A 17,512-nucleotide genomic window follows, 5' to 3' on the forward strand; every position below is an offset into this window, starting at 1 on the left:
ATTTCATTGTATGCCAGTGTCGGTATGGTACATGGATTATTAAAAAGGGACCGCGCATCATTGTTGGAGGTGGCTCACGTGAAGAGAAGGCATGGTGTACCCCATGTTTAAATGGATGCTGAACTCCCGTTTAGTCAAGTTTGGTTTACTATTGATCGGACTCATCGTACTTTTTTATTCCTGGGAATCATTCCAGCATATTGATCTTAAAGGGTGGCTGTTGGAACCCAAGGAGTGGTGGATCGTTTGGGCCGTCCTGTGGGGACTGTCTCTCGTTAAATCCATCCTTTTTTTCTTGCCCATTCAACTGGTTTACGTTACTTCTGGAATATATTTTCCTATGGAAACGGCAGCACTTCTTTGCCTGCTGGGCCTGGTGCTGGAGATGACGATCACTTATTTTATAGGCATCAAGGCTGGGAGAAAAACGGTTGCTCGCTTCATATCGAAGGAAAACAAATGGAGCAAATGGTTCAATACCTACAAACAACATGAATTCTCAGGCATGTTCTGGGCAAGGCTTACTCCGTTCTCGATTGAAGCAATCAGTTTATTGTTAGGAGCTGCCGGGGCGAAGTATAAACCGTACATCATCGCTTCCACGCTCGGTTCGCTGCCTAAAATTGTTTTCTTTGTCATGATCGGCTCAATCATCAGCCAGGGAGAGGTCGGTGCATCCCTGTTGACTTTTCTGCTCATGACATTGGGGTGGTGCATCGTCATCGCATTTTTGATCGGACGAAAGCAGATTGTTTGGAGAAAGCAAACCAAACAGAACACTTCAAATACGTTGAACAGTTACGATGGGAAGTAACGGGGTTACGTTTATTCAAGATGAAACGAATGGTCGACCCACCTTTTACGGTACTGATGGGGCGTGACGTCCATCTGTTCTTTGAATAATTTGCAGAAATACGACACATTGGTCAAACCGATTTCCTCGGCAATGAGCGTGATCGGTTTGTTTGTCGTCGTCAGCAATTGAACAGACTGATGAATCCTGCGAGCAGCAATATATTGCGATATGCTGACTCCGGTTGCTTCTTTGAATAAATGCGAAAGGTGATAGGAAGAAAGGTGCAGCGATTGAGCCAGATCGTGCAAGCGATAGGGCACATGGTAGTTTTTTTCGATCCAGTTCAGGATGCGCTCGACCTGGTGGTTTTTGCGTCCCGCAGGAGAAGCTGCCGAATTTCCCTCAAAGTCATTCCATAACGGTTTGAGATGATGAAAGAAATTCACAAGAAACAGTGAAATTTCCTCCGTACGATTCGATTCGTCCAAATAAGGTATACGCTCCTGAAAGTTTTTAAATTGATGCACCAAGATATGCTGATCGCTCAGGTCGTAGAGGCAGGGGGAGGGGAGTTTCCCTAAATAAATATGCTTAAAGAAAGCATGTAAAACAGGCCATTTCTCGAAGTAGGCTTCAAACATGGAGGGTTCGAAAACGGCCAAAGACCGTTCAAAACATCGGTTATTCGAGTAGTCCAATTTGAGATGATGAAGCTGAAAAGGCTGAAAAATGCAAAGCATGCCCGGTTTAATCTCATAGCTGCGGTTATTAACGATCATCGTTCCGCTTCCTTCATGGATAAATAACAATTCAATGCCTAAATGGGAATGGAACGTTTCGTTGTTTGCGCTTTTGCGTCTATACGCGAAATGAATGGAGTGTTTATTGAAATCGTAGAGATCATATCGCACATCGGATTACCTCGCTTTGCACGGTTTATATTTCCATGAGTTCACTATAACGAAGCGTTCCAAAAACAGCAATATAGCGTTATTTTATCCACATTACAGGATCACAATGAACCCTCTCCCTGAGGTACTATTTTGTTGAAGACATCAATGGAGTAAGAGGAGGGATTCACCATGTTAAAGATTGCGATTATAGGCGCAGGAGCCATTGCCAACGCGCATATCAACAGTTATTTGCAATTTAAGGAACGATGCGAAATTGTGGCCCTATGCGATATGTATCCTGAAAAGGCCGAAGCGAAGAAAAACGAGTTTGGATTGAACGCCAAAGTTGTTAGCGATTACAAAGAACTGCTTGATAAGGAAATCGATCTGATTTCGGTCTGTTTACCTCCTTATGCGCATGCACCGGTTACGGTGGATTTTCTGAATGCAGGAAGTCATGTTCTGGTGGAGAAGCCGATGGCATCTTCCCTGGAGGAATGCGATCTCATGATCGAAGCAGCGCAGAAGAGCGGCAAAATACTGTCGGTTGTGGCGCAGAACCGGTTCACCAATCCGATCATGAAACTGAAACAAATGCTGGATACCGGACTTGCCGGTCCGATCCTGCATGCTCAGGTCGATTCCTTCTGGTGGCGCGGTCATTGCTACTACGATCTCTGGTGGCGTGGTACATGGGAAAAAGAGGGAGGAGGTTGCACGCTGAACCATGCGGTGCATCATATTGATGCTTTGCTCTGGATGATGGGACGCCCCGATCAAGTTCAGGCGTTCATGAGCAATGTGGCGCACGACAATGCGGAAGTCGAAGATTTATCCATTGCGATGCTTCGTTACCCGAATGGTGCATTGGGACAAATCACGAGTTCGGTCATCCATCATGGCGAACAGCAGCAGTTCATCTTCCAAGGGCGGGATGCCCGAATCTCTGCGCCTTGGAAAATCACCGCTTCCTTGTCCAGACCCAATGGTTTTCCGGATAAGAATGCCGAGCTCGAAGAGCAGCTTCAACAAGCATACGACCGTTTACCGAATTTGCCGTACGAGGGGCATTCCGCCCAAATCGACAATGTCTTGCATGCCATCGAGTCAGGGGAACCGCCGTTGATTGACGGCAGTAGCGGCCGCAGTACGTTGGAACTGATTATGGCCATTTACAAATCGGCGAGCACCGGAGAGAATGTCAAGCTTCCACTCGTCGCTGGCGATCCGTTCTACACGCGAGCAGGCGTCCAGCAGAATGCCATCCATTTTTACGAGAAAAGCGGTTATGTTGAAAATTTTGCCGCGAATGAGCAGATTACGATCGGCACAACGAAGGAATAGCCAATCTTACCATTCGAGGTGGACCGGAAAAACAAGAGGGTTGCTCTCTAAAGCGGCCCTCTTTATCATGTGTCTTTTCTCAATTCCCCCAATTGCGGCATGCCATCGCCTGCTTGGCGGTATTTTCAACGTTTGCAAGTCAGAACCCTCCGGCGTATAACGATACAGACAAATTTAGCAGGTTTGTTCCCATCTCAAACACGGCGTTTTATGCTCTTTTGTTGGACAAACCTCTCCAGAACGGAAAAGTCCTCGGTCACGTTCTTAAACGGCAATGTTTCCAGCACCTGTTCCCGGTAATTTTTTTTTGCCGCTCCGCTGAGACGCGAATCGAGGATGCTAAGTACGCCAAGATCCGTTTCGCTGCGAATCAAACGTCCGCTTCCTTGCCGTAACCGAAGAAGCATGTCCGGCACAAATACGTCCATGAACGGATTCTCCGCCACCAATGACTTATATTCATAAATGGGATCCGACGGAACGGGAAAGGGCAGCCGGAAAATAATGACCTGCGACAGGTCCGAGCCTTCGATATTCACGCCTTCCCAGAAAACACCGGTACTCAGAAGCACACCTTTGCTTGCCCGAAATTCAGCGATCACGCCGTCCTGGGAAGATCCCTCTTTTTGAACATGCACTGCCCATGCATGCGTATTGGCACTCGACATCAGCTTCTTGTGAATATACTTCATGTCTTCCTTGGCTGAAAAAAGGACCAATGTTCGTCCTTGCGTCAGATTACAGAGTTTGACCATTTCTTTGTAGGCTGATTCAAGGTAGATTTCACGCCGATCATGATGATAGTGCGGAACATGGTTCGAAATGTACATCATGGCATGATTGGTGTAATCGAAAGGGGATGGTTTGCGGTCCATATAATCCCCCCTGTAACCAAGCGATTGCGTCAAATAAGAGTATTGTTCTTCCAGCGTTTCCCCGCCCTGGCACATCGTTGCAGACGTGAGGATCACCGAAGTCTTGCCGTGAAATAAAGTATGTTTCAGAAACTGGCTAATATCTTTGGGACAGATGCTGACCGTGGCCTCCTGCAGAGGTTTGCTTGCCCATATGAGATAGTTGTCCTCCGCTCCAGCCAGAACATCGATGAGAGAGATAAGCCCGTTCATGGCTTCATAAACGTCATCGATCTCACGTTCGTTGCGGGAGGTCAAAACCGATAGGCTGAGACTCAGGTCTTTCAACACATGCGAGACTCGAGTCAACGGCGTTTCTTTGATCTCGGATACTTTGATCCGGTCGCTGTCCTGTTTGGCCGCACGGAACAAGTCCGTGCCGATCTGTTTGAAAATGCGTTCAACGCATTTTTTCAGAAATTTGGATTGCGAAAGAAGGCTTTTATCCCCGGATTTCTTCATGAGCAATTGCACAGCATCGTCCAGAATGCGGCAGATTCCTCGAAAAGTGAACTCCAGAGTTCGTGCGTCTCTAACTTTGGCTTCCAGATTATGAGCTTCATCAATGACAATCAGAGCCGGCCGTTCCGTAATAAGGCCTCGGGTTCCTTCTTTTTTCTTCATCAAATCCCGGATGAGCAGGTCCTGATTCACGATTATAAAATCGATTTCATTTACCCTTGCATTGATTTTGGCACGCATATCGTAAAATAAGCAGCCATTTTTATGATGGCAGCGTTCGAATTTGCAATCGTTCACGGAAACATTGGACCATTCGGCATCACGAATGCCGCCCTTTATATCCGCTCTTTCGTCAATCTCAAAATTTAATACACGCTGTGCAAGGGTAGAGAAGGGGGAGCCTGGATCATCAGGGTTGAATAATTCCGCTGCCCTGTTTCGGCAGGCATACTGTCCCATGCCTTTCCCTACGACAGAGCGAACCGTTGTAAAGCCTAACCGGCTGCCGATGCCCTAAGGTCTTTATGTATCTGTTCCGAAAGCTGAATGGAGGATGTTGCGATAATAATCGGTTGGCGCGATACCTGATTAATGAGCAGGCCGGGAATGAGATATCCGAAGGACTTGCCGATACCAACCCCGGCTTCGATCATGGCGTTGCGTCCATTAATATAAGCATCAGCTATATCCAGTGACATATCCTGCTGCCCGACCCGCTCTCGGAGGCCCATTCGGGGAAACCGGTCATACACTCGGAAGATGGCTTCAACCAACGAGCGCTCGAGGTCCTTTTTCGGCTCCCGCTTCTGTGAAGTATAGAGTTCATTTAACCAATTCATAACGATCACCTCTTTTCCAAATGAAAATCATCCTTTATGGATATTTATAGTGAAACTTTAATTATCTTTGAAGCCGCCGCCACAGTCAAGTGTTCGGAATGGCAAAATGGCTGAACGCAACAAAATCGGTTCAACAGCGTCTATTGAGCATAAATAGAGAACATCAACGGGAGTGAAACAGATGCATATCAAACGTTTGACGATCATCGGTGCCGTACTCGGCTCCATGTTTTTATGGGCAGGAAGCGTGGCTGCGAACGAGCGCTTTACCGATCTGCAGCATTCGAAGTGGGCCGAAGACGGTATCGAATATATGGCTAAACGGGGAACCGTGGCCGGATACGGCAATGGGAAATTCAAGCCCGCAGCGCCTGTGACAAGGGCGCAAGCGGTCACTTTTATGGTACGGGAGCTTTATTCGCAGCAGCTTGAGAAGCCGGTGCAGGGTACGACATATGGAGATGTTCCGCCAACACACCCCTTTTACCGGGAAATCGCCATCGCGGCCAAAAACGGGCTTGCCAGCGGGTTTCCAGACGGAACCTTCCATCCGGATGCACCTCTTAGCCGCGCAGAGACGGCGGCATTTCTTACACGCGCATATTTACTCGTCGAAGGCAAGCAGCCTGCCAATTGGTCGGATACGGAAAAGCACTGGGCCGCAGCGCCGATTCTCATCATGAGCTCGAACGGTTTGGTCGGCGGATATGCGGATGGAACCTATCGTCCGAATCGTACGGTCACGCGTGCGGAGTTTGCCGTATTTATGTCGCGCGTGATTCGGTTTGAACGTGAAGCAGCTATTCGGGCACAAGATTGGGACAAGTTGATTTCATATATGACCGTGAGCGAGCAGGTCGGCCAAATGCTCATGCCTGACGTTCGGCAATGGAACGGTAAGGTGACAACAACTGTTAATGATGGTTTGAAAAGCAGCATCCATGATCAAGATTTGGGCGGTTTGATCCTTTTCGATAAAAATATTGTAGACGCTAAACAGGTCACAACATTCACGCACAATCTGCAAAACGAAGCAGGCGACATTCCGTTGTTTCTAGGTATCGACCAAGAAGGCGGCGTCATAAAACGAATTCCTGGCGGGACGAATCTGCCGGGGCAAATGGCCCTTGGCGCCACAGGGGATGCGGCACTGGCCGAAGCGGCCGGACAGCTGACAGGAGAAGAGCTGAAGGCGCTCGGACTGAACCTCAACTTTGCGCCCGTGCTTGACATAAACAGCAACCCGGACAATCCGATCATCGGCATGCGTTCGTTCGGCTCTAGTGCGGATTTGGTGACGCGGTTTGGTCTCGCAACGATCAAGGGACTGCGTCAATCGGGCGTGATCGCGGCAGTCAAGCATTTTCCGGGCCATGGCGATACAACGGTGGATTCCCATCTCGGAATGCCTGTGTTGACGCATCATCGGGAACGGCTTGATGCGGTGGAACTGAAACCGTTCCAGGCTGCGATCGAGAATGGGGTGGATATGATCATGACTGCGCATATTGCTTTTCCTGCGATCGATAATGAACAGGTCACTTCGCTCAAAGACGGAAGCCGTGTGCCGATCCCTGCCACATTATCCAAAAAAGTGCTCACCGGGTTACTTCGCGAAGAGATGGGATATGAGGGTCTCATCATTTCCGATGCCTTCACCATGAAGGCCATTGCAGCGCATTTCGGGGAAAATAAAGCGGTGGAACGCGCCGTCTCTGCAGGCGTGGATATCATCCTGATGCCGCAAGATTCGGAAGCCGCTCATCAGACGCTGGTGAACGCGGTGAAGGACGGGACGATCCCGACCCAAACCATCCATGCGTCCGTTAAACGAATTTTGGAGCTGAAATCGAAATATGGTTTGTTCGAACCTGGCCCAAGCCTTGCTCAAAAGTTAGCCGACCTTAAACAGGTCATCGGAACAGAGGAGCATCGCACGGTGGAGCGGAAAATTGCAGAAAAAGCCGTCACCTTATTGGCGAGCCGCGACGGTTTACATCCGGACCCGATCCATCAGGGCGACCGCGTTGTGATCGTTGCAGCCGAGGAAGAGCAGGCAAAACAGCTGGAGAAACAACTGAAGCAAGCCACAGATGACTTGTCGTTCAAAACGGCAATTTCCGTGATCGACCAAGGACAAACCAACGCTGCCATGCAAGCGATCAATCAGGCTGATTACGTTATTCTGGCCTCCTACCAATTCCGCAATGTGGCCAGCCAGTTCGGATGGAATGAGGTTCAATCCTTGATCGACGAGATGAACAAGCGGAATAAGCGTTACACGTTGTTATCGCTAGGGAACCCATACGAGATGGTCTATTTGCAAAACGTGCGCTCCGCGCTTGCCGTTTACGGGAAGCAGGAGCCGAATACGGCAGCCGGAACGAAAGTCTTGCTTGGCCAACTGGAAGCGACCGGGGTGCTGCCGGTGCAAACGGATTGAATCACCTGCTTTTTAAATTTGTTGACCGAGAACCGTCTAAAGAAACGTCAAACTGCAGGGAAGCGGAGGCTTTTGGTTCATAAGCCCAAACCGCTGCCTCGATGTACCCCATCCGGGATAAGTCCGGGTTGTTACCAAAAAGCCCCCGCCTTGAAGGCGGGGGCGGTTTAATATAGACAACTATTCCCATAATGGGCCTGTAATTATCAGAATTATAGTTAATTGTCTATGCCCCCCCGTGATTTTTACACATAGTATGTGGAGAAATATCACGGAGGTGAGTTCATTGATAAAACGTCATGGAAAACTGATTGGTAAACGTAAATTAAAAAAACATGTGCATTGTGCTAAGGTTAAGGTGGTAAAAGTTAGACCAAAAATTGTTGTTAATGCACCGCAAGGCGCACAAGGGGTTCCTGGCCCGCAAGGACCTATAGGTCCAATAGGTCCAATCGGGGCCACTGGCGCACAAGGGATACCAGGCCCTGCCGGCCCGCAAGGACTTCCTGGCCCCGTCGGTCCTGTCGGCCCCGTCGGCCCTGCTGGAGCAACAGGCCCCGCCGGCCCTGCCGGAGCAACAGGCCCTGCCGGTCCTGCCGGCCCTACTGGAGCCGGAATATCCGATTTCTTGAGCGTATTCCGGGCAGATCCGGGCACAGGTACGGACACCGTTCCAGGAAACGCGCCCATAACTTTAACCGGCGTTTTGGCTAATGTTGGAGGTGCATTTACCTTCGTGCCGCCATCCCCGACGATCACCATCAACGAAACAGGAAGCTACCTGATCTCTTTCACCATTCATAATCAGAGCAATGCTGATTTCAACCTCACAGTGAATGGAACGCCCATAACACCCGTGCCTTTCACGGGTAATGGAGGAGGACCCATATCTGCTGAAGTTATTATTACGGTCACAACAGTTCCGACGACGATCCAGCTTGTAAACGCGAGTGCAACTCCTGTACAGTTGCATAACAATCTAAATACCACTGTGACCATTCTGAAACTGGCTCCTTAACTTCGATTCTCAATATAGTTTATGTCTGCATAAAAATAAAAGATTATGTCTTTTATCCGGTCAATAAGTCTATTTATTCGAAAAGATAGTCTGAATGATCGGGGGCTGGAGAGCGGCGGGGCGAAAAAGCTAGAACATATCGCCCGCTGCTCTCTCCGTTACCGAAGGCAAACCCTCAAAATCTGGTAAGAATATCCCGGTGCCGGCAACTACCGAAGATATGAAGGTTACTGAAACCGTGGTCACGTTCAAGCTGGACAAGATACATAAGCAAGGGGAAGTTCTGTCCGGAACATGATCAGTCTAAAAAAACGACATCATGAATGTTTCACTCCTGCAAAACGGCTTGGAACTGGAGGTAAACGGTTGAGTATCCTGATATCAGCTTTTTCAGGTGAGAAAGATTACGATAGTATATGGTGAAAACATGGGAATGTGACCATTCGTATCGTTTCCGGATTATCCGAATTTTTGTTTTTTCTACATCCGTTCATGCTCGGGTTCAATATGAATCAAAATTTGGGCACGATGAAAAACTTGTTTAATGGCCTGCTCCATTTCATCGGAAAGTTGATGGGAAGTGATCACGCTCATGGTAGACGGGACGACAAGGTGAAAATCAATAATCTCCTCCGGACCGGATCGCCGGGTACGAAAGTTATGAACCTCGATGTATTTTTCCTCGAACGATTGAATAATGTGAAGGATGTTCTCTTCCTCCTCTTCGGACAATCGGGCATCGATCAGTGGTGGGAAGGATTCTTTCATCAATTTGTAAGCTTCTCGCATGATATAGAACGCCAGAATAATCCCGATGACCGGATCCAATATATGCCAGCCTGTGATCGTAACGAGCAATAAGCTAAACGCTACTCCTAGGGAGGTGAAAACATCCGTAAGTAAGTGCAGTGCATTTGATTTCATGGCGACTGAATTCATTTCTGCCGCTGTTTTTTTGAGCTTTCGCGAAACCCAATAATTGATGCCGGCTCCAATAAGCATAACAATGATTCCTAAATAGGGAAGTTCTACGGGACTCGGATGGATGATTTTATGAACACACTCATAAATGATCCAAATGCCTGCCACAAAAATGAGTATGGTTTCGATCGTTCCGGAGACGTTCTCTACTTTGCCATGTCCATAGGGATGCTGTTGATCTGCGGTGCGTCCGGAAATACGGATCGAAAAAAATGCAATGAGGGAAGCCGCCAAATCCAAAGCAGAATGGATCGCTTCGGAAATGATGGCCACCGACCCCGTCAAAAGCCCAACAACGAATTTGGATAAAACGACAAAGGCGTTGCTCAGGACAGACAGAAATGCAACATTTGCCCCTTTCAAACGATCTACCTCCATTTGGAAATTAATAAATTAATTTGCTGCCATCCGGATATTATGTTCACTATTTCCCATCCTTAATCAACAAGAGTTTCAAGAGCATGAAGCATTACCTGATTGCACAACCGATGGTATTGTCAAATGAGGAGCAACATTTTATAATATATGAATAGTTGATCATATATTTATAAAGAGTATGATAATGATGTATGATGTATTGGTTGTTGGAGCGGGGCAGGCGGGTTTAGCAACGGGCTACTATTTGAAAGAAGCCGGGGTGAATTATCTAATGATCGATGCAGGATCCTCCATTGGCGACTCTTGGCGTAATCGGTACGACTCTTTGCAATTGTTTACTCCGAGAGAATATGACGCATTACCGGGAATGCAGCTTCGTGGCCATAAAAATACGCTCCCAAGCAAAAATGAAATAGCGGACTATCTGGAAGATTATGCCGCTTTTTTTAAACTTCCCGTCGTTTTGAATGTTCTCGCCAGACGGTTGTGGAAAAAAGACGGCATCTTTTGCCTTGAAACAACAAAAGGCCTGTTTGAGGCCCGGAGTATCGTCATTGCCACAGGACCTTTTCATAGGGCAAACATTCCTGATTTTTCAAAACAGTTACCCGAAAATGTAATTCAATTCCACTCCTCTGAGTACAAAAATCCTTTACAGCTATCACCAGGCAGCACACTCGTTGTAGGCGGCGGTAATTCAGGAGCACAAATCGCGGCAGAGATTGCATTGCATGCCAAACAATCCGTGGCCATATCGATTTCCGGAACAATAAAGTACAAACCTCTTTATATTATGAAACGAAGCATATTCTGGTATTTTGAAAAACTCGGGATTCTCCGAGCGGGTGCGGATACCTTAAGGGGAGCGTGGTTGCGCAAACAACCTGAATACGTTTATGGATACGATTTAAAAAAACTCGTGCATAAGGGGAAAGTCCGTGTGTACCCTCGGACATTGCATGTTGAAGGACAACGCGTCATTTTCGAGGACCGGAACGAACTCGTTGTGGATAATGTGATTTGGGCTACGGGATTTAAACAAAATTACGCCTCATGGATGGATATTGAGGGAGCACTTAACTCCAATGGTGAGGCTGTACATAACGAGGGAGTATCACCGATCGATGGCCTTTACTTTGTCGGATTACCTTGGCAAACAGCCAGGGGATCAGCACTTATAGGCTGGGTAAAATACGATGCAGAACGAATTGTTTCTCATATCAAAAAATCAACATCTTAGTCTGTTGAGTGGGATCTCGGATTAAAGATGGCTGATGGAACAGCTTTCTGATGTTGCGGACACGTACTTAACCCGAGATGAGGGCCAGTACGTGTGCCGAATATCAACGATCACCTGCAGTTCAGACTTCCGTCTCTGGCAGTTGCAGTGCTTCCGTTTCATAGGCCTGATACGCATTCTCTATGCCCATAATAACGTCTTTAATTTTCATATATCCTTTGGTATACGGCTCCGAATCCCGAATTTCCTCCCACATATAGTGATATTGCTTCAAGTCCTCGGTCTCGCACACTACAAAATCAGTAAAATCCTTGCCAGGCAGAGCTTCCGCATCAAAAAACCTCACTTGCACAGATGGACTGTACTTGGATATGATCTCTTGCAAGCCACCCGCAAATGTTCTTCGCTCCTCCCGCGGCAGCGCCAACCAGGTTGGGTAGAACTCCAATAATACAATCATCATTTGACGCATATTCATTCTCCTCGCTCAACTAAGTTTTCGCTTTGCTGCCAACCCATTTTACCCTGACCCGATTCGTTCGGCATTAACATAGGTTAATCCAGTTTATCCATGAAGCAAGCGGCTGAGAGATACGGGGGAGACGCCGATATAAGAGGCAATATGATATTGGGGGATTCTGTGTTCCAAGCCGGGATACTTTGCCAAAAAGGCATGGTACCGTTCCAACGCTGACAGGCATAACAGTTCCTTCTCCCGCTCTTCTTTGCGAATGTACAACCGTTCCACGGCCTTTCTAATAAATCTTTCCCACATGTGGCTTCGATCCATAATCAGCTTTAGCGTATCATAGGGAATTTCAATAACTACAGAATCCTCCAATGCCTCGATGTTGAATAATGATTTCGAGCCCGTCACCATTGCACCATAGGATGTGGCATAGTCGTCCTCCAACGTAAAGGCAACGTTGAAATCCTTTCCGTCACGCAGCGCATAGTACAGCCGAAATAATCCCTGCACGCAATAATAGGCATGATTCACTTCTTCATCAGCTTGAATGATAGTGAAGCCGCTAGGGATATGTCTGATCGTAGTCCGCTGCACGAACCATTCCCACTCTCGGGGCGAGATGCCTCCTTGAACAGCCGCATTGTGAAGCGATCTATAATAATGCTGCATAAATTCCTCCTGTACGTGCCGTATCATCGTATTTCGGTGATAAGTATATTACAGCTTTCACTTGGATTTCTACAAGATCAGGGAAAAGGGGCTGAAAATAAAAAAACACCCTTTTCAAAGGGTGATCGTCGTTATGATTTCGTTAATCGACTCAACTGGCGAACACTGAATTCGAGCTGTTCAATGACATCTTCAAGCTGCTTCCGCTCAATGAAATGTTGACGCCATTCCTGCTCTCCGGATTCCTTCAAAGATCGAATCTGCTCTTCATACTCTTTTTGTTTATCCATCAGGTCCGCGATGTGTGCATAGAAACGCTCATAATCCTTGACGACTTCGTCAAGGAACCGGTCTACCGCCTCGGTATCATAACCGCGCAGCTTATAATCAAACTGTTTTTCGTGAATATGCTGAGCGTCCATGCCTATGCCTAATTGCTTGAACAGCTGCTTCTGTTTTTCCAGCCGTCTTTTCAAAACTTCTTCCATGTTCACTCTATTAGACCCCCATATGAATCTGCAATGCCTTTTTCTTTATGCAGTTGGACTCAGGTATACACTTTTTTGTAATCAACAGAGAGCGACTCAATAATCTGCTCATATTTTTGACTGGCACGCGGGGCATAAAAGCGAAAGAATTTATCCTGCAGTGCTGCCTGTGCAAGCCAATAAAAAAAGTCGTTGCTAAGCCTGTTTTTGCCGATCGAGTAGGAGTACATGACACTATGTTGATACATGTTCTTCCATTCGAACGTAAAACGCTGCTTTATTCCTTTGTTTTCCAAACCGAACGAAAAATTTCCCTTCCTTAGAAGGTAAAACTTTTCCCTCCAGAAATACATCGGTCCGTCCTTCGTGCCAACAATGCCGGTAAAGCCGTTCTCGAAATTCATATAAAAGCCACGGATGAATGCATTGCCATCGATTCCGCGGGTATCTACTTCCTTAAAAGATTGCAGGTCCAGGCATTTGGTGTCATTTTTGGGTGGAGCATTAAAATCTCTGACATACATTGTGTGCATTCGAAAAGCACCTCCAGGATAAACATACTTTCATGTAACAGACACGTCCAAGAGAACGACAAACCTTCCCTAGAGACAATGATCCTTTAAGTATAGTTGATGGATATATACATTTTCTTAACACTTGCCGTCAGATCGAGGCTGTTCCATAGCACGCTTCAATTTTAAAAGGAGGATAATCATATTGGATTTGTACTTGATTCATGATCATTTGGCGATTATGATGGAGCTTGGCAAGAAGGGGCATAGAGAGCTGCAAAATTTCAATTTCAATAGAAAGCCGAGGAGCAGAAGGAGGTCAGTCATCCTAGAATTCCGAACAAATTAGCTGCAGTTATTAAAAACATAAGAGGAATTGGAGATTTAATCATTAATGACAACCAACCATAAATGGAATGTGGCTGGCCTGGCATTGCTGCTGGGTTTATTTTCGACGTTAGGCCCGTTTACCATCGATATGTATTTACCGGCATTTCCCGAGATTGCCGAAAATCTTAATACAAGCGCTTCTCTGGTTCAGTTCAGTCTTACTGCCTGTTTATTGGGCCTGGCTGTGGGACAGCTTGTTATGGGTCCTTTGAGCGATGCTTATGGCAGACGTACACCGCTGCTGATTTGCATGGCTGCCTACATCATTTGTTCCGTAGCGTGCGCCTATTCCCCGAATATCGGGCTGTTGATTCTGTTTCGTTTTACTCAGGGATTTTCAGCTTCGGCTGGTATCGTCATTTCTCGCGCAATCGCTCGTGACTTGTACAGCGGACATGAACTCACCAAATTCTTTTCTTTGCTTGTGCTTGTAGGCAATCTGGGGCCGTTGGCTGCCCCGATCGCCGGCAGTGGAGTTCTTTCATTTACGACTTGGGTGGGCGTGTTTATTTCACTGGCTATTCTAGGCATTTTCTTATTAGCGATGACCAAATGGGCTTTGAAGGAGTCGAATCCACCCGAACGACGTGTGGCCCCCAACTTCAAACAACAGCTGCGTAGTTACGGGCAGCTTCTGCGTGATCGCAAGTTTGTCGGCTACATGCTGGCTCAAGGCATCATGACGGCCGGAGTCTTTGCCTATGTAGCGGGAACGCCTTTTATATATCAAAATATTTATGGCGTTACGCCCACTGTATTTGCCATATTATTCGCATCGAACGGCATCAGCTTGATGATCGGCTCGCAAATCGTGGGGCGGATGTCACAACGTATACCAGAGCAGACTTTACTGCTATCCGGACTGTGGGTTGCCCTGGCGTCAAGCGTTGCCGCACTGGTCGTAACCATCGTTCATGGCCCGCTTTTCGCTTTGGTCATTCCATTGTTCTGCTTTGTGTGTTCGATTGGTATTACGTCAACTGCGGCATTCCCGCTGGCCATGGAAAGCCAAGCCAAAAGTGCCGGAAGCGCTGCAGCATTGCTTGGGGTCGTTCCCTTCCTGTTAGGTGCATTGGTCGCTCCTTTGGTTGGGGTGGCAGGCGAGGACACTGCGGTTCCGTTGGGTCTGACTTTATTGGGGACCAGTATTGTTGCAATCATCACTTATTTTGTACTCGTTAAAAAGGTTTCGCAGGATGTCCCTCAACATGCCCAGTCTGATCTTGATTTTTAGGTATATTCGATCATCACAGAAACAAGCTGCCTCAAGACAGCTTGTTTTTCCTTTTTTATACTCGATTACCGTGTCACTGCATAAATCGGGGTGTTTTTGCCGGTTGATAAAGCGGCGAGCAATGTGTTTGCCTCTATGAGAAGCGATGTGAATTACAGTAACCCTGTTGGAAATTTGCTTTAACTATGTCATGATGGAAAAAAGCTAAAAAGCTCTGTCGTTAACAACTTATTTTGGGTTAGGGGATGAATCTTATTATTATCAGAGAAGCGTGTAAAACAGACTATCCACAGTTAAGACAAATATATCTTGAATCCCGCCGCAAGAGCTTTCACTGGGCGAATGCAGAAGAGATGGGTTTAAATGATTTCGATCGGGATACCGTCGAAGAACATATCCTGTTAGCTGAGGAACATTCGCAAATTCTTGGATTTGCTTCCTTATATTTGCCTGATCGTTTTATTCATAATTTGTTTGTACACCCCGATTTTGCCGGCAAAGGGGTTGGCGCTCAGTTGCTCAAGAAGGCCATAGAGAAAATGGGTACGCCTGTAACATTGAAATGTGTGTCCGAAAATCACAAAGCGATGAATTTTTATGAAAAATGCGGTTGGAGGAAAGTTGTTGAAGAAGGAAAGCCGGGGGAGAAGTACTGGGTTCTAACATATGACGGGGTGACAAGTTAATGAGGGTTTCATCGGATTTCGTTTAGTAAGGGCGAAGTACCGCAACTACACCCTTCAGCGTCTCCTCCTGTTTTTGAATGCAAAAAAACCACACAAATGTCCTGTATAAGGCCTTTGTGTGGCGAAAATGGAGATTTGTCTCCACAAAAGTCCACATCTCCAAGTGATTTTAGGTGTAATATTCCGTTGTAGTAAGTATAAATGGACTCCTTCATTGTTGTTAATTGCTTACCAAGTACAAGCTGTACGTTCTATCCAAATTATTGGTTGCCTTAACCAAAGCTAAGCGTGTTTTTTGATAAAATGAAGCAATGTTTGTCCCAACGCTGTTAAAATGACGCCTTTGCCATCACATTTAGAACAAGGTTCTTTTTCGTCATTGAGAACAACATATTTTTCTCCGTTACAGTTAGGGCAGGGGAGCTCCAAATCGTCTGTTGCAATAATTACTGACATCCTGATCACCTTTACGTTTTTATTTAAGGAGGTTGAAGGTAGAACGCCTCGCTTTGATTTAACATATCAAAAGTAAGTCACTTATTCAACCTTGAGAATGATTATAATTCTCATTTACGAACTTCGACATTTACGGTATACTGACAATGATTGCTATACATAATGTCGGTAAATAAAAGAGGAGAGGATTGAAATGTCGGGAAGGATCAAACAAGGAATGTTCATTAGTTTAATGGCTGTAATGGTTTTTGTGCTTGCAGCCTGCTCCAGCAATAATGGCAGCAGCGATGCTGAAAGCAGCAGCTCACAGCAAGCATTGACGAATAGCTCTGCAAAAGCTGCAGCGGATGAGGAAAAAACGAGCGGGAATGGTTCGGATGCGGCCCAAACAGCGTACCCGCTAACCGTTTCAAACTATAAAACAGAAAACGGTGCATGGGTGGCCAACGAACAAACTTTTGACAAGGCACCCGAACGAGTTGTTGCGAATACGCAAGGTGCTGCCGAACTGTTGATTCGCCTCGGTTTGACCGACAAGATTGTCGGCGTGGCAGCGCTGTTCGGTAGTGTCCCTGAAGACATTGCTGAGGAGTTTAAGAAAATCCCTGTATTGGCTGATAGTTATGTTGGCAAGGAAGTAACGATCGGCGCTTCCCCCGATCTGGTCATGGGACGTGGCGGATTGTTTGAGGATGCCGACTGGGGCGTTGGCACGGTAAGCAGCTTGAATGAAATGGGTATCAAAACGTATGTGCAGCGGACCAGCGTGACGGATGCATCGCTAGATAGTCTATATGAGGATATTGCTCAGCTAGGCGAAATCTTTAACGTACAGGCAAATGCAGCAGCATATGTTGAGAAGCTTAAAGTTCGCGAGAATGCACTCAAAGCGAGAGCAAGCGCCGAACCGATCAACTATGCATCTTTCTTTGATAATGGGGATGGAACCATCGGCATTTACAATGGAAACGGAGATACGTTTATTGAGAGTGCGATGTCATTAATAAATATGCATAATATGCTTATTAACGAAACAGGTACGCTCAGCTTGGAGAAATTAATCGAAATTAATCCGGATGTCATGATTATTTCTAAATATGCCGGTGGCATCGACCCGCAGCAAACGATTGAAAAACTGTTAGCCAACAAGCAGGTACAAAGCGTTAATGCAGTCAAAAACAAGAAAATTTACGTTATTGATTTCAACAATTTCTGGGGCTATGGAGATTCCATCTTCACCGGAGTTGAAACGCTTGCCGATGATATGGGCTTGTAATGAATTGGATATCATTTATTTGGG

General features: G+C 46.6%; 17 protein-coding genes. 8 read left to right on the plus strand and 9 right to left on the minus strand.

Going from position 1 to position 17,512, the window contains the following annotated elements; genetic code table 11:
• Positions 1 to 103 precede the first annotated feature (103 nt).
• Complete coding sequence (locus L6H98_RS07670) at positions 104 to 814, plus strand: VTT domain-containing protein (RefSeq protein WP_236414074.1); 711 nt, start codon at positions 104 to 106, stop codon at positions 812 to 814.
• Positions 815 to 825: 11 nt separating this feature from the next.
• Here L6H98_RS07670 and L6H98_RS07675 read toward each other — a convergent pair whose 3' ends face one another.
• The gene (locus tag L6H98_RS07675; RefSeq protein ID WP_236414075.1) at positions 826 to 1,707 is read right to left on the minus strand and encodes an AraC family transcriptional regulator; all 882 of its coding nucleotides are present in this window, start codon (positions 1,705 to 1,707) and stop codon (positions 826 to 828) included.
• 171 nt (positions 1,708 to 1,878) lie between these two features.
• Here L6H98_RS07675 and L6H98_RS07680 point away from each other — a divergent pair, with 171 nt between their 5' ends.
• The gene (locus L6H98_RS07680) at positions 1,879 to 3,033 is read left to right on the plus strand and encodes a Gfo/Idh/MocA family oxidoreductase (protein WP_236414076.1); all 1,155 of its coding nucleotides are present in this window, start codon (positions 1,879 to 1,881) and stop codon (positions 3,031 to 3,033) included.
• Positions 3,034 to 3,227: 194 nt separating this feature from the next.
• Here L6H98_RS07680 and L6H98_RS07685 read toward each other — a convergent pair whose 3' ends face one another.
• Positions 3,228 to 4,868 (minus strand): ATP-dependent DNA helicase, encoded by a 1,641-nt coding sequence (locus L6H98_RS07685; protein WP_236414078.1) that lies wholly within the window; start codon positions 4,866 to 4,868, stop codon positions 3,228 to 3,230.
• A gap of 35 nt (positions 4,869 to 4,903) precedes the next feature.
• Positions 4,904 to 5,248: a hypothetical protein gene (locus L6H98_RS07690; RefSeq protein ID WP_236414079.1), complete on the minus strand. Its 345-nt coding sequence runs from the start codon at positions 5,246 to 5,248 to the stop codon at positions 4,904 to 4,906.
• A gap of 181 nt (positions 5,249 to 5,429) precedes the next feature.
• Between L6H98_RS07690 and L6H98_RS07695 the strand changes: the two genes are divergently transcribed.
• Together L6H98_RS07695 and L6H98_RS07700 are read left to right on the plus strand one after the other, a co-directional pair.
• The gene (locus L6H98_RS07695; protein ID WP_236414080.1) at positions 5,430 to 7,691 is read left to right on the plus strand and encodes a glycoside hydrolase family 3 N-terminal domain-containing protein; all 2,262 of its coding nucleotides are present in this window, start codon (positions 5,430 to 5,432) and stop codon (positions 7,689 to 7,691) included.
• Between the two features lie 286 nt (positions 7,692 to 7,977).
• Entirely contained in the window at positions 7,978 to 8,709 is a 732-nt protein-coding gene (locus L6H98_RS07700) for a collagen-like protein (RefSeq protein WP_236414372.1), read from the plus strand.
• A gap of 480 nt (positions 8,710 to 9,189) precedes the next feature.
• Here the strand turns inward: L6H98_RS07700 and L6H98_RS07705 are convergent, their stop codons facing one another.
• Positions 9,190 to 10,053 (minus strand): cation diffusion facilitator family transporter, encoded by an 864-nt coding sequence (locus tag L6H98_RS07705; protein ID WP_236414081.1) that lies wholly within the window; start codon positions 10,051 to 10,053, stop codon positions 9,190 to 9,192.
• Between the two features lie 199 nt (positions 10,054 to 10,252).
• On the opposite strand from L6H98_RS07705, the gene L6H98_RS07710 reads away from it, so the two are divergent.
• Positions 10,253 to 11,308 carry an NAD(P)/FAD-dependent oxidoreductase gene (locus tag L6H98_RS07710; protein ID WP_236414082.1) on the plus strand — a complete coding sequence of 352 codons (1,056 nt, stop codon included), beginning with the start codon at positions 10,253 to 10,255 and terminating at the stop codon, positions 11,306 to 11,308.
• A gap of 121 nt (positions 11,309 to 11,429) precedes the next feature.
• Here the strand turns inward: L6H98_RS07710 and L6H98_RS07715 are convergent, their stop codons facing one another.
• From L6H98_RS07715 to L6H98_RS07730, 4 genes are all read right to left on the minus strand, one after another.
• Positions 11,430 to 11,780: a darcynin family protein gene (locus L6H98_RS07715; RefSeq protein WP_236414083.1), complete on the minus strand. Its 351-nt coding sequence runs from the start codon at positions 11,778 to 11,780 to the stop codon at positions 11,430 to 11,432.
• A gap of 93 nt (positions 11,781 to 11,873) precedes the next feature.
• Complete coding sequence (locus L6H98_RS07720; RefSeq protein ID WP_236414084.1) at positions 11,874 to 12,446, minus strand: Crp/Fnr family transcriptional regulator; 573 nt, start codon at positions 12,444 to 12,446, stop codon at positions 11,874 to 11,876.
• Positions 12,447 to 12,577: 131 nt separating this feature from the next.
• Entirely contained in the window at positions 12,578 to 12,934 is a 357-nt protein-coding gene (locus tag L6H98_RS07725) for a DivIVA domain-containing protein (protein ID WP_236414361.1), read from the minus strand.
• A 59-nt stretch (positions 12,935 to 12,993) separates the two neighbouring features.
• Positions 12,994 to 13,467, minus strand: coding sequence for a hypothetical protein (locus L6H98_RS07730; protein ID WP_236414085.1), 474 nt, complete (start codon positions 13,465 to 13,467; stop codon positions 12,994 to 12,996).
• Between the two features lie 373 nt (positions 13,468 to 13,840).
• Here L6H98_RS07730 and L6H98_RS07735 point away from each other — a divergent pair, with 373 nt between their 5' ends.
• Both L6H98_RS07735 and L6H98_RS07740 read left to right on the plus strand, forming a co-directional pair.
• Entirely contained in the window at positions 13,841 to 15,070 is a 1,230-nt protein-coding gene (locus L6H98_RS07735) for a multidrug effflux MFS transporter (protein ID WP_236414087.1), read from the plus strand.
• A gap of 254 nt (positions 15,071 to 15,324) precedes the next feature.
• Complete coding sequence (locus L6H98_RS07740; RefSeq protein ID WP_236414363.1) at positions 15,325 to 15,756, plus strand: GNAT family N-acetyltransferase; 432 nt, start codon at positions 15,325 to 15,327, stop codon at positions 15,754 to 15,756.
• A gap of 282 nt (positions 15,757 to 16,038) precedes the next feature.
• Here L6H98_RS07740 and L6H98_RS07745 read toward each other — a convergent pair whose 3' ends face one another.
• Positions 16,039 to 16,212, minus strand: a complete 174-nt coding sequence (locus L6H98_RS07745; RefSeq protein WP_236414089.1) for a tryptophan RNA-binding attenuation protein — start codon at positions 16,210 to 16,212, stop codon at positions 16,039 to 16,041.
• Between the two features lie 193 nt (positions 16,213 to 16,405).
• Here L6H98_RS07745 and L6H98_RS07750 point away from each other — a divergent pair, with 193 nt between their 5' ends.
• The gene (locus L6H98_RS07750) at positions 16,406 to 17,488 is read left to right on the plus strand and encodes an ABC transporter substrate-binding protein (protein ID WP_236414090.1); all 1,083 of its coding nucleotides are present in this window, start codon (positions 16,406 to 16,408) and stop codon (positions 17,486 to 17,488) included.
• Positions 17,489 to 17,512 lie beyond the last annotated feature (24 nt).

The organism is Paenibacillus sp. JJ-223 (genome assembly GCF_927798175.1).
GTDB lineage: Bacteria > Bacillota > Bacilli > Paenibacillales > Paenibacillaceae > Paenibacillus > Paenibacillus hubeiensis.